Below are 12,590 nucleotides of genomic sequence, written 5' to 3' on the forward strand. Positions count from 1 at the left end.
GCGACCCCAGCGCCGGAACAACCGGTCCGCGCAATTTGTTCCTAATTGTGACCACCGGAGTTGCCGAATCGCCGCACCCATTCCGCTTATGGTTAGCACGGGGTTAACGCCCGCCGCTGCTTGACCCCCGCCGCCGCCCGGTCCACCTTCCCGGCTCGCCCACACCATTTGCAGGACCCCTCATGTACCAGATGCTCGATCCCACGCGCTTTGTTGTCTTCATCACCGGCGCGACCTCGGGCTTTGGCGCGGCAGCTGCCCGCCGCTATGTCGCCGCCGGCGGCAAGGTCATTGCCACCGGCCGCCGCACCGAGCGCCTGCAAGAGCTCCGCGACGAGCTGGGCGCCGACAACTGCCATATCATCACCCTCGACATCCGCGACCGCGCTGCGCTGGAAGCGGCCATCACCGCCCTGCCCGAGCCCTTTGCCGCCATCAACATCGTCATCGCCAATGCCGGTCTTGCCCTCGGGCTGCAGCCCGCCGCCCAAACCGACATCGCCGATTGGGAAACCATGGTCGCGACCAATATCAACGGCCTCATCTACACCGTGCGCGCCCTCCTGCCCGGCCTCATCGAGCGCGGCGGCGGCCATATCGTCACCCTGGGCTCGGTCGCCGGCGACTACCCTTATCCCGGCGGCAGCGTTTATGGCGCCACCAAGGCCTTCGTGAAGCAGTTCGCCCTCAACCTGCGCTCCGATGTGCAGGGCAAGCAGGTGCGCGTCACCAATATCGAGCCGGGCCTGACCGAAACCGAGTTTTCCCTTGTGCGCTTCAAGGGCGACGAAGCCCAGGCCGGCAAGCCCTACCAGGGCACCCAGCCCATGACCGCCGAGGACATCGCCGAGTCCATCTTCTGGACCACGACCCTGCCCGCCCACGTCAACGTCAACCGCCTCCAGCTCATGGCCACCACCCAGGCCTTTGGCCCCTTCGACATCTTCCGGGAAAGCTGATCGCCCCTCGAACTTGGCACCGCGCCGCCCAGCCCTTATGCTGGCGCGGTGTCACCATTGGACCTGCCCATGCCCTCGCCCATCGATCCCGTAACCCTCGACCTCTGGCACGTCATTGCCGCCACCGATGAAGTGCCCCAGGGCCTTGTGGAAACCACCATGCTTCTGGGCCAAAAGCTCGCGCTCACCCGCGATGCCGCGGGCAATCCCGTGGTCTGGCGCCGCACCGATGAAGAGCAAGGCGACGAGATCGATCCAGCCGAAATTACCGAACGGCTGCCCGTGCGCACCGGCTATGGCTATACCTGGACCAGCCTTGGCACCCCGCCTGCCGAGCTCTTCCCCATCCCCGAATACAGCGAGCCTGACCGCGTCAACATGAGCTGTGGCTCCATCGGCATCCATGTTTCGGCCCCGCGTGCCGTCGAGAACTTCCTCGATATGGGCCACTTCCCCTATGTCCACACCGATATCCTCGGCTCCGAGCCCCATACCGAGGTCAAGGAATACGACGTGGAAGTCTCCGAAGAGCGCGACGAGGTGCTGGCCACCCGTTGCCGCTTCTTCCAGCCCCGCGCCGCCCTCTCGGCGACCGAAGGGATCGAGGTGGAATATGTCTATCGCGTGCCCCATCCCTTCTGCTCGGTGCTCTACAAATCCTGCCCCGAGGATGAATCGCGCCGCGACGTGATCGGCATTTTCCTGCAGCCCGTGACCGAGGAAAGCTGCCGCGCCCATCTGCTGCAATCAATGATCGACTCGACCTCCACCATCACCGATCTGCGCCGCTTCCAGCAGACCATTTTCGGTCAGGACAAGCCGATCCTCGAAAACCAGTTCCCCAAGCGCCTGCCGCTCGATCCTCGCGCCGAAACCCCCATCCGTGCCGACAAATCCGCCATCGCCTATCGCCGCTGGCTCAGCCAGAAGGGGATCACCTACGGCACCATCCCCGTCGCGGGATAAGCGGGGAACACCGGAGGCGAGGCGGCGCACGCTAAGAGGAGACAACAATGTCACCAGTCAAGCAGTCGTCTCCCTCCCCCCTGAGGGGAGGGATCAAGGGTGGGGGTTCAGGCCCGTCCGCAACTCCTCAAGCAACGGGCGAACCAAAACTCCTCTCCGGCGGTAATCCCCAAATCCCCAAAGGCCACGGCAACGAGCCAATCCAGGCCTACCTCGCCGCCATGCCCGGCTGGAAGCGCGCCGTCGGCGAGCAACTCGATAGCCTGATCGCAGCCGCCCTGCCGGGCGTCCACAAGGCCGTCAAATGGAACTCCCCCCTTTACGGCGCCACCGAAGGCCGCTGGTTCCTCTCGCTCCATTGCTTCACCAAATACGTCAAGGTGACCTTCTTTGACGGCCACGCCCTGACCCCACCCCCACCAATCGTCTCCACCCAACCCAAGGTGCGCGCCTACCATATCGGCGAACACGACCCCATCGACCCCACCCAGTTCACCGCCTGGATCCACCAGGCCGCCCAACTCCCCGGCGAAAAGATGTAATCTGGCTGAGCCCCCGCTTCACCCTCCCCCACGCGGGGAGGGCCGGGGTGGGGGGACGCGAGCCCCGGACCTCAGTGCTCGAACAAGACCATCCGTCCGCGAGCCATCGGCCCCATCGCCTCCCTCCCCCTTGAGGGGAGGGATCGAGGGTGGGGGTTCAGGCCCCTCCGCGGTCCGGATTTCGAAGCAAAGCACATATTCAGCACTTCCAGCTCCCCCAACGCCATCCGCTTCTGCCTTCCCTCCCCCCTGAGGGGAGGGACCGAGGGTGGGGGTCCCTCAGTGACCCACCGCACCACCCCCCAACAAACCTCCTCTCAAGGGGAAGGAAGGCCACAGCCCCGCCGCCAACCGCCCCTGCGACCCTCTTTCTTCACCCGCCCCCTTGTGAACAGCCCCGCCCTAAGGGTAACCCTCACCAAGGTCTCCCGTACGCCAGGAGAGCCCCGCCTGTTTGCCCCCGATCGTGGCGCGATCCCCACTTGCCCTGGGTTGACCCATGCCCCTAGACCTCGACGACACCACCTGGCATCCCATCGCCTCGAGCGATGACCTGCCCTTCCGCCATGTTTATCAGGGCCAGCTGCTGGGCCGCGAACTGGCCGTCTGGCGGGCCGATGACGGCAATGTCAATGTCTGGGAAAACCGCTGCCTGCACCGTGGCGTACGCCTCTCGATCGGCATCAACGAGGGCGCCGAACTCAAATGCCAGTATCATGGCTGGCGCTATGCCAATCGCTCGGCCGGCTGCACCTATATCCCCGCCCATCCGGCCGACGCGCCGGCCCGCCGCATCACCAACCGCACCTATCCCGCCCATGAGGCCTTTGGCCTCGTCTGGTCCGCCGCGGCCGACGCCCAGCCCTTTGCCCCATTTGCCGGTAGCGATGGCGCCGACTGGGTCGCGCTGCGCCCCGTCCCTCTGAACGCCGCCCCCCAAGACGTAGCGCTCGCTCTGGAAAAATACCGCTTCCAGCCAGCCGAGGCGCTGGATGGCGAAGCCGCCCGCACCATGATCGAGCGCCTGTCGCCCCTTTCGGTCCGCCTCACCGCCCAGTCGGGTGAGGTCATCGAGCGCGCCGTGTTCTTCGTGCAGCCCGTCGACGCCGGCCGCGCCGTGATCCGGGGCCTTATCGAAGGCTCGCCCACCCGCCCCCTGCCCGTGCTGCGCCACCACAATGAGCGCCTCACCCAATTGCGGGATCGGCTGGAGCGCGCCGCCCGCCGCAAGCCGGCGCCCGAGCCGCTGCAGCCCGCCTTCGCCCCGGTCTCGGCCGAACTTTCCACCATGCCCGATATCGCCGTGCCGCGCGGCAACACCCTGCGCGTCGTGGTCAAGCGCAAATGGGACAGCGCCGATGGCATCGTCGCCTTTGAGCTCGCGGCGCTCGATGGCGGCCATCTGCCAACCTTCCAGCCCGGCGCGCATATCGATCTGCATCTCCCCAACGGCCTCGTCCGGCAATATTCCATCACCAATGGCCCGGGCGACCTGCTGAGCTATACCATCGGCGTCAAGCGCGAGAGCGCCTCCAAGGGCGGCTCGCAGATCCTCATCGAAAGCGTCAGGGAGGGCGACGTGCTGGCCATCAGCGAGCCGCGCAACAACTTCCCGCTGCGCCGCGACGCCACCCGCACCGTCCTCATCGCCGGCGGCGTCGGCATCACGCCGATCCTCTCCATGGCGCGCTTTCTCGACAAGTCTCACCTGCCCTACGAGCTGCATTACTTCGTGCGCCAGGGCGAACACGCCGCCTTCCGCGAGGAACTGGGCCAGCTCGCCGGCAACATCACCATCCATGCCGGCCTGCCCCGCGGCGACAGCAGCCGGACCATTGCCGAGGCGCTCGGCCACTGGAGCCGCGCCCAGCATGTCTATATCTGCGGCCCCGCATCCATGCTCGAAACCGTCCGCACTACCGCCGCCGCGCAAGGCTGGCCCGATGAGGCCGTGCATTTCGAATATTTCAAGAACGACAAGGTTATCGACCAGTCCTCGGCCTTCAAGGTGGAACTGGCCCGCTCGGCCATGACCCTGCAGATCCCTGCCGGCAAGACCATCCTCGAAGTGATGCGCGAAGCGGGCCTGCAAACCCCCAGCTCCTGCGAACAAGGCGCCTGCGGCACTTGCCTCACCGGCGTGATCGAAGGCGAGGTCGACCACCAGGACGTTTACCTCAACGACACCGAGAAACGCTCCAATCGCGCCATCCTCACCTGCGTCAGCCGCGCCAAGGGTAAGCGGCTGGTCCTCGACATCTGATGCTGGCGTTGATTGCACCGGATCTCTCGGCGCCATCCCTCCCCTCCCCCTTGAGGGGAGGGGCCGGGGGTGGGGGTCCATCAGTGATTCACCGCCCCTCACCCTGCGCTACCTTTCCCGGTAGACTGAGCAAGACCGAGCCCAACCCATGACCATCACGCTTTACGATTTCGAGCTCTCCGGCAATTGCTACAAGCTGCGCTTGCTGATGAGCATTCTCGGCCTGCGCTATGACATCGTGCCGGTGGACTTCTTTCCCGGCCGCCAGCACAAATCCGACTGGTTCCTGCGCCTCAATCCCTTTGGCCAGTTGCCGGTGCTGGTCGATGACGGGCTGACCCTCTCCGACTCCGGCGCCATCCTCGCCTATCTCGCCAAGAAATATGACGCCTCCGGCCAGTGGTTCCCCGAGGACCCGGCCATCACCGCTGAAGTGCTGCGCTGGCACGCCGTGGCCGATGACATCACCGCCACCAGTTCCGCCGCCCGCCTCGCGCTCGGCTATGGCTATGATTTCGACGTCGAAAAATCCCAGGCCGGCGCCCACCGCATTTTCCGCATCATGGACGAGCATCTCTGGTTCGGCGAACGCGAAGGGCGCGACTGGCTGTGCTCGCCCGCCCACCCGACCACCGCCGACATCGCCTGCTTTCCTTATGTGATGCTGTCCGAGGAAGGCGGCATCAGCCGCGCCGATTACCCCGCCCTGCGCCGCTGGAGCGACCGCGTCCGCCGCATCCCCGGTTTTGTGGTGATGTCCGGCATCTTCCCGGCCGGCCGCCCGCTCGAAACCGTCCAGCAGTAAGCCCCCTTTCTTCACCTCCCCCTCAAGGGGGAGGCCGGGAGCGGGGGAGGCGAGCCCGACCGCCTTGAAGGGTAAGCAGAAGGTGGCCATACGCCTTCCCTCAATAGCGCACGCCCCGCTTGGCCTTGATATGGGCAATCCGTTCGGCGTCGCTCGCCTGCAAAAACCGCCCGCGCTCGAGCAGTTCAAGCGTATATTCTTCATAGGTCAGCCCGAGCAGCGCCGCCCGTTCCGCCCGCATGCGCGCAATCTCCATCGGCACGCCGTAAAACGCCTGCTGCTTGGCCGCCTTCCATTCGAAATACGTGCCGATGGAGCCATTGCCCCATTCATGCTCGGGCTCGTCCAGCGGCGGCCCGCCATTGCCCTCTTTACCAGCCAATTACGCCTCGCCGTGATCTATCCGGCAGGCGGATAGCGATGCTCCTGCCCCTGCCAGTCCCGCACCGTAAAGCATCCATCCCCGCCCGCAATCGCCGCTTTGCCGATATCAGCCTTGCCATGGCCGCCGGGCAGGTCGAGCACATAGGTCGGTTGCGCCAGCCCGGAAATGCGCCCGCGCAACGCCGCCACCAGCGCCTGCCCCTCCTCGATGCTGACCCGGAAGTGGCTCGTCCCTGGCGCGAGGTCCGGGTGGTGCAGATAATAGGGCTTGATCCGGTTCTCGACAAAGCACCGCATCAGCTCGGCCAGCACCGCCACATCGGCATTCACCCCCTTGAGCAGCACCGACTGGCTGACCAGCGCAATGCCCCCATCGGCCAGCCGCGCCACCGCGGCCCGTGCCCCCGGGGTGAACTCCCGGGGATGGTTGGCATGCACGGCAAGATAGGTGGTCTTGCCACTCGCCTTGAGCGCTGCCACCAGTTCATCATCCACCCGCCCCGGCTCCACCACCGGCACCCGCGTATGAAACCGCACCACCCGCACATGCGCAATGTCGGCCAGCTTCTCGGTGATCGCCCGCAGCCGCCGCGGCGACAGCACCAGCGGGTCGCCCCCGGTCAGGATCACTTCCCAGATTTCATCATGCGCGCGGATATAATTGAGCGCCCACTCCAGCGCTTCGGGTGCGAGCGTCCCCAGCCCCTGCGGGCCTACCATCTCGCGCCGGAAGCAGAACCGGCAATATACCGGGCACACATGCACGGCCTTGAGCAGCACCCGGTCTGGATAGCGATGCACGATCCCCTCCACCGGCGAATGGCTGAGGTCCCCGATCGGGTCGGCCCGCTCCTCGGGCGTCGTGTGCAACTCCGACAGCTGGGGGACGAACTGCGCCGCGATCGGGTCCGCCGCATCCGCCGGATCGATCAGTTCCACGAGCTCAGGCGTCAGGGCAATGGCATAGCGCGCCGCCACCGCCTCGAGCCCGACCACCTCGCCCGGCGCCACCAGCCCTGCCGCCGCGAGCTCGCCCGCCGTCCGGATCGGCCGCCCGTCGCTCATGCGCCAAACTCCGCCACCGGCACCCATTGCACCAGATCGATCCGCGGCGCCCCGGTGGCCAGCATCACCAGCCGGTCGAACCCCAGGGCAATCCCGCTCGCCGCCGGCATCAGCGCCAGCGCGGACAGAAACTCCTCGTCGATCGGGTAACGCTCCCCATAAAGGCGCTGCTTTTCATTCATCTCGGCCTCGAAGCGCTGCCGCTGCTCCTCTGGATTGGTCAATTCGCCGAACCCGTTGGCCAGCTCCACCCCACAGGCATAAAGCTCGAACCGTTCCGCCACCCGCGCATCATCCGCGCAGCGCCGCGCCAGCGCCGCTTCCGCCGCTGGATAGCGATCCAGGATCGTCACCCGCCCCAGCCCCAGATTGGGCTCGACCTTTTCGGTCAACACGAGGCTGAAGAGATAGCTCCAGCTATGCTCCGCCGGCACCTGCAGCCCCTGCCCCCGCATCTGCGCGGCCAGCGCTGCCGCATCCGTCTCACCCTCAGCGTCCATCGTCGCCAAAAGATCAATCCCGGCAAAGCGCGCAAACGCGTCCACCACGCTCAACCGCTCCGGCTCGGCGACTGGATCGGCTTCCCGCCCGCGAAACCGCAGCCGCTCTGCCCCTGTCGCCGCGACCGCCAAACGCAACAGCGCCATGCAGTCAGCCATCAGCGCGGTATAGTCCTCGCCCACCCGATACCATTCGAGCATGGTGAACTCCGGGGCATGCAGCGCCCCCCGCTCGCGATTACGCCAGACATGCCCGAGGCTGGCGATCCTGTGCTCGCCTGCCGCCAGCAGCTTTTTCATCGCAAATTCGGGCGAGGTATGCAGGAACGCGCGATGCCCCACCCCGTCATTGCCAATGGCAGTGGTCTCAAACGCATGCAGATGGGTTTCATTGCCCGGCGAGCGCTGCAAGCCGGGCGGATCCACGAGGATAAAGTCGTGCTCGGCCAGGTATCCCCGCACCCCCGCCTCAGTCCGGTTGCGCGCCAGCAGCACGGGCCGACGGTCCCGATGCAGCTCGGGCGTCCACCATGGCGACGGGGCAACTGGCAAGGATTGGCGGGGCAACTGCGCCTCTTTCATGCTCGGGGCTGGTGAATTTGCCGGATTTGGGGTATCGGGCGGCACCGAACAACCCATCCACGTCCCGGCCGGCGCTCTGTGCCAACGCTTTAGGCCGCCCGGTCGGCGTGAACAAGGAAGAAATAATGGTCAAGGTCATCGCCTCTTCGCTGCGCAAGGGCAACGTCGTCGAGCAGGACGGCAATCTGCACGTCGTCCTGACGGCTGAGAACGTGCATCCCGGCAAGGGCAACTCCATCACCAACGTCAACATGCGTCGCATCAGCGATGGCGTGAAGGTCGTTGGCCGCTGGCGCACCGTCGAAATGGTCGAAAAGGCCGACGTCGATGACCGCGAATACGACTATCTCTACTCCGATGGTGAAGGCCACCACTTCATGAACCCGGAGAACTACGAGCAGATCACCGTGGCCGATGACGTGATCGGCGACCAGAAGGCTTATCTCATCGATGGAATGAAGGTTCACCTCAAGACCTTTGAGGGTACTGCCCTTTCCATGGAATTGCCCCAGCGCCTGACCTTCGAAATCGTCGAGACCGAGCCGGTGGTGAAGGGCCAGACGGCGTCCTCCTCCTATAAGCCCGCCGTTCTCAACAATGGCCTGCGCGTCATGGTCCCGCCCCATATTGGCGCCGGCACCCGCATCGTCATCCTGACCGAAGACAATTCCTATGTGGAACGCGCCAAGGACTGATCCCTGCCGCCATTCCAGCTTACGCAGCGGGCCCCTGTTCGGGGCCCGTTTGCTTATGCGTCGTCGTCTTCGATTTCCTCGGCCACATCGCGCCAAATCTCTTCGGCGCGGCCAATGGGCGTGCCTTCCGCCAGCCAGCGGTCATAGGCCATCTGGCGCAAATGCATTTCCTTGGCCTTGACCCAGTACTCAAAGCTTCGCCCTTCCGGGCGGCCATCCTGTTCCCACAGAAAATAGGCCGTGTTCCTGACCGCCTCGGCCAGCTCGGTATTCTTCAGCATCTGATTAGTCAGTCACCCTGTGACGTTGTGAACAACCGCCAGCTCCCGCTGCCAGCGACTTGCCATATGTTAGCTTGCCACGAGCCGCTCGCGAAAGCCTTCACCTAGGTTGGATATCGCCGATTTGATGGCGCCATGCGTCACCCTATCTTGGTCCGGCCGCTTCGGCCCGCCCAAGCTCAGCCGCAAAGCGCCTGCAGACGCTTGAGATCGGGCACTTCGACTTGCCGGTTATGGGTCACCTCAATCACCCCGAGCTGGCGCAATTTGCTGATCTGCCGGGACACGGTTTCAAGGGTCAGCCCGAGAAAATCCCCGATATCGGCCCGCGTCAGCGGCAGCTCGAACCGGGCGCCGGCCTTGAGGTCCGCCACTGGATCCGAGTGCGTGGCCAGCAGGTAAAGAAAGCTCGCGAGCTTTTCCTGGGCGCTCTTGCGGCCCAGTGTCACCATCCAGTCTCGCGCTTCGTCCAGTTCGCGCAGCGTTTGCTGCATCAACCGATGTTCGAGCGCCGGGTTCTCCGCAATCAATCCCTCCAGCGCCCGCTTGGGCACCACGCAAAGCTCCACCGTCGAGGCCGCTTCCGCCGCCACTGCATTTTCGTGTCCGAACAAGCGCCCCAGGAAATCGGGAGCGAATTGCAGCCCCACCACCTGCTGGCGCCCATCCTCGAGCACCTTGGTCAGCTTGACCACGCCGCGCATCACATTGGCATAGGACTGGATCTTGGTGCTTTCCCCGATCAGCTCGGTTCCGGGCTCGTGGCGCGCCTTGTGCGTCGCCTTGGCCAGCGCCACCAATTGCTCGGGCTCCAGCACGCCGCACATGCCCCGGTGCCGCGCTTCGCAACTGCGGCACAGCACTGGCACGTCCGAATTGTGGATATCCTTGCGATCGGCAGCCATGCGCACTCCTGCTAAACGCTGTGTTTAGCGGCGATGCGCCCTAAAAACCAGTGGACAAGCCGTGATCCAGTCGCAACGCTGGGCTCCACTTCCTGGAGGACCACACTGTGCCCGCATCTACGCTCACCATTCCCGACCTTGCCGGCAAGGCCGTTCTGATAACCGGCGCCTCGACGGGCATCGGCGCCGCCCTCGCCCAGGCCTTTGCCGAACAGGGCGCTCTTGTGGGCTTGCACTACAACAGCAGCGCCGATCAGGCCACCACCCTGGCCCAGTCCATCGAAGCCGCCGGCGGCACCGTCTTCCTGGTTCAGGCCGATGCGTCTCGCCAGGGTGAACTGGCTCGCGCCGTCGAAGACACCGCCGCACGATTCGGCCGCTTGGACGGGCTCATCAACAATGCCGGCGGCATGGTCGCACGCCAGCCTTATGCGGAATGGACCGACGAGCTTTATGACGCCGTCATGGACCTCAACGCCCGCTCGGTGCTCTCGGCCACCCGCGCGGCCATTCCGCACCTCAAGCGCAATGGTGGTTTCATCATCAACACCACCTCGATCGCAGCGCGCAACGGCGCCAGCAATGGCGCGGGGCTTTACGGTTCCTCCAAGGCCTTTATCGGCAATGTCACCCGCGGCATGGCCAAGGAGCTGATCCCCTTTGGCATTCGGGTCAATGCCGTAGCGCCCGGGGTGATCACCACGCCCTTCCATGAGCGCTATTCCACCCAGGCTCAACTTGATGCCGCTCTTGCTACCATCCCGCAGGGCCGCCTGGGCGTCGCCGAGGACTGCGTCGGCGCTTACCTGTTTTTGGCCTCCGACTCCCTGTCGAGCTATGTCATCGGCCAGACTATCGAGGTCAATGGCGGCCAGCTGATGCCCTGATCGACCCACCCTGCCGCACCGCATTTTCCCCGCCGATCGCCCCCAAAGCGGTCGGCGGCGTTCATTCCAGCCCCCCCAATCGAAATGCTTAGCCGCCCTCCGGAGGGCGGCGCCCAATGTCTCATCAGCATTACCACAGATAAATCTGTGGATCGGCGCAATTTGCCGTAGTTTATCTCAGGCGGAAGCCATCCCTTGCCAAGCATAGCAGGCTTGACAACTAGCCACGGAAGGCGAGTACTTGCCCCATCGCCGCAGCAACAAAATTGTTGCGGCTTTGGGAGGAAACAATGCAACTCACACCCCTGTTTGTGGGCGCGTTCACACTTGCGCTCGCCGCTTCCGCTTCGGCCCAGACCCTCACCATCGCGACCGTCAACAATGGCGACATGGTGCGCATGCAGGGTCTCTCGCCGGCCTTCACCGAACAAACCGGCATTCAGCTCAATTGGGTGATCCTGGAGGAGAACACCCTGCGCCAGAACGTCACCACCGACATCGCCACCAATGGCGGGCAGTATGACGTGATGACCATCGGCACCTATGAAGCGCCGATCTGGGCGCGCCAGGGCTGGCTCGTGCCCCTCGACGTGCTGAGCGCCGATCCCGAATATGATGTTGACGACATTCTTCCCCCGGTGCGCGCGGGCCTCTCCTACGAGGACAAGCTTTATGCCGCCCCGTTCTATGCGGAATCCTCCTTCATCATGTACCGCAAGGACCTGATGGAAAAAGCCGGGCTCACCATGCCCGATGCGCCCACCTGGGAGTTCGTAGGCCAGGCCGCCCGCGCCATGACCGACCGCGCCAACGACATCAACGGCATCTGCCTGCGCGGCAAGGCGGGCTGGGGCGAAAACGTCGCCTTCATCACCGCCATGGCCAATAGCTTTGGTGCCAGTTGGTTCGACGAAAACTGGCAGCCCCAATTCGATTCCCCCGAATGGAAGGAAACGCTCGACACCTATCTGGCTCTCATGGCCGATGCTGGGCCGTCCGGTGCATCCTCCAATGGCTTCAACGAAAACCTGACCTTGTTCCAGCAGGGCAAGTGCGGCATGTGGATCGATGCCACGGTCGCGGGCTCGTTCGTCACCAATCCCGACGATTCCACCGTCGCCGATCAGGTGGCCTTCGCCCTGGCGCCCGATGCCGGCCTCGGTAAACGCTCCAACTGGCTCTGGGCCTGGTCGCTGGCCATTCCCAATTCCAGCCAGCAAAAGGAAGCGGCCGAGCAGTTCATCAACTGGGCGACCAGCAAGGACTATCTCAATACCGTCGCCGCACAGGACGGCTGGGCCAATGTGCCTCCGGGCACCCGCACCTCGCTCTATGAAAACGCGGAATATCTGGAAACCGCGCCCTTCGCGCAGATGACCATCGACTCCATCAACGCGGCCGACCCGAGCAAGCCCACGGTCAATCCGGTGCCCTATACCGGCATCCAGTTCGTCGCCATTCCCGAGTTCGCCGGCATCGGCACCAATGTCGGCCAGCTCTTCTCGGCCGCCCTTGCCGGCCAGATGAGCGCCGACGACGCCCTCGCCCAAGCCCAGGACGCCACCCTGCGCGACATGACCCGCGCCGGCTACATCAAGTAAAACCAGCGGCCACATCGCCGTGCCGCGGCTCTTGCCCTTCCCTCCCCCCTGAGGGAAGGGATCGAGGGAGGGGGTCCCTCAGTGGACAACTGCACCCCCCCACCCCACCCCCCCCTCAAGGGGGGAGCAAAGACGTCGGTACCCAATGGCGGGGA

At 64.8% G+C, this 12,590-nt stretch carries 13 protein-coding genes; 8 read left to right on the forward strand and 5 right to left on the reverse strand.

Annotated features, from left to right (window positions below; genetic code table 11):
• The first annotated feature begins 182 nt into the window (after window positions 1–182).
• From HRU92_RS09795 to HRU92_RS09815, 5 genes are all read left to right on the forward strand, one after another.
• A complete protein-coding gene (locus HRU92_RS09795) occupies window positions 183–959 on the forward strand; it encodes an SDR family NAD(P)-dependent oxidoreductase (protein ID WP_172123958.1) in 777 nt (258 codons plus the stop codon).
• A gap of 69 nt (window positions 960–1,028) precedes the next feature.
• On the forward strand, window positions 1,029–1,925 hold the full coding sequence (locus HRU92_RS09800) for an aromatic ring-hydroxylating dioxygenase subunit alpha (RefSeq protein WP_173088097.1): 897 nt from the start codon (window positions 1,029–1,031) through the stop codon (window positions 1,923–1,925).
• A 92-nt stretch (window positions 1,926–2,017) separates the two neighbouring features.
• On the forward strand, window positions 2,018–2,467 hold the full coding sequence (locus HRU92_RS09805) for a DUF1801 domain-containing protein (protein ID WP_349236871.1): 450 nt from the start codon (window positions 2,018–2,020) through the stop codon (window positions 2,465–2,467).
• A 499-nt stretch (window positions 2,468–2,966) separates the two neighbouring features.
• Window positions 2,967–4,730: a Rieske 2Fe-2S domain-containing protein gene (locus tag HRU92_RS09810; RefSeq protein WP_173088099.1), complete on the forward strand. Its 1,764-nt coding sequence runs from the start codon at window positions 2,967–2,969 to the stop codon at window positions 4,728–4,730.
• 148 nt (window positions 4,731–4,878) lie between these two features.
• Window positions 4,879–5,535, forward strand: a complete 657-nt coding sequence (locus HRU92_RS09815) for a glutathione S-transferase family protein (RefSeq protein ID WP_172123966.1) — start codon at window positions 4,879–4,881, stop codon at window positions 5,533–5,535.
• A gap of 100 nt (window positions 5,536–5,635) precedes the next feature.
• Here the strand turns inward: HRU92_RS09815 and HRU92_RS09820 are convergent, their stop codons facing one another.
• Genes HRU92_RS09820 through epmA form a run of 3 tightly spaced genes read right to left on the reverse strand, consistent with a single transcriptional unit; the run spans window position 5,636 to window position 8,036 of the window.
• The gene (locus HRU92_RS09820) at window positions 5,636–5,917 is read right to left on the reverse strand and encodes a hypothetical protein (protein WP_172123968.1); all 282 of its coding nucleotides are present in this window, start codon (window positions 5,915–5,917) and stop codon (window positions 5,636–5,638) included.
• Window positions 5,918–5,934: 17 nt separating this feature from the next.
• Window positions 5,935–6,984: a lysine-2,3-aminomutase-like protein gene (locus tag HRU92_RS09825; protein ID WP_172123970.1), complete on the reverse strand. Its 1,050-nt coding sequence runs from the start codon at window positions 6,982–6,984 to the stop codon at window positions 5,935–5,937.
• The gene (epmA, locus tag HRU92_RS09830) at window positions 6,981–8,036 is read right to left on the reverse strand and encodes an EF-P lysine aminoacylase EpmA (protein WP_210258679.1); all 1,056 of its coding nucleotides are present in this window, start codon (window positions 8,034–8,036) and stop codon (window positions 6,981–6,983) included. The genes HRU92_RS09825 and epmA overlap by 4 nt, the downstream gene beginning before the upstream one ends.
• Window positions 8,037–8,191: 155 nt before the next feature.
• Between epmA and efp the strand changes: the two genes are divergently transcribed.
• Entirely contained in the window at window positions 8,192–8,761 is a 570-nt protein-coding gene (gene efp, locus HRU92_RS09835) for an elongation factor P (RefSeq protein ID WP_127753832.1), read from the forward strand.
• Window positions 8,762–8,814: 53 nt separating this feature from the next.
• On the opposite strand, the gene HRU92_RS09840 is transcribed toward efp, so the two are convergent.
• Both HRU92_RS09840 and HRU92_RS09845 read right to left on the reverse strand, forming a co-directional pair.
• Window positions 8,815–9,042, reverse strand: a complete 228-nt coding sequence (locus HRU92_RS09840) for a DUF2934 domain-containing protein (RefSeq protein ID WP_127753833.1) — start codon at window positions 9,040–9,042, stop codon at window positions 8,815–8,817.
• A 179-nt stretch (window positions 9,043–9,221) separates the two neighbouring features.
• Window positions 9,222–9,947 (reverse strand): Crp/Fnr family transcriptional regulator, encoded by a 726-nt coding sequence (locus HRU92_RS09845; protein ID WP_172123974.1) that lies wholly within the window; start codon window positions 9,945–9,947, stop codon window positions 9,222–9,224.
• 107 nt (window positions 9,948–10,054) lie between these two features.
• On the opposite strand from HRU92_RS09845, the gene HRU92_RS09850 reads away from it, so the two are divergent.
• Both HRU92_RS09850 and HRU92_RS09855 read left to right on the forward strand, forming a co-directional pair.
• On the forward strand, window positions 10,055–10,834 hold the full coding sequence (locus HRU92_RS09850) for an SDR family oxidoreductase (protein ID WP_172123976.1): 780 nt from the start codon (window positions 10,055–10,057) through the stop codon (window positions 10,832–10,834).
• Window positions 10,835–11,124: 290 nt separating this feature from the next.
• Window positions 11,125–12,435 carry a sugar ABC transporter substrate-binding protein gene (locus HRU92_RS09855; protein ID WP_172123978.1) on the forward strand — a complete coding sequence of 437 codons (1,311 nt, stop codon included), beginning with the start codon at window positions 11,125–11,127 and terminating at the stop codon, window positions 12,433–12,435.
• Window positions 12,436–12,590: the final 155 nt, after the last annotated feature.

The organism is Devosia sp. 1635 (genome assembly GCF_013185955.1).
Lineage (GTDB): Bacteria > Pseudomonadota > Alphaproteobacteria > Rhizobiales > Devosiaceae > Devosia.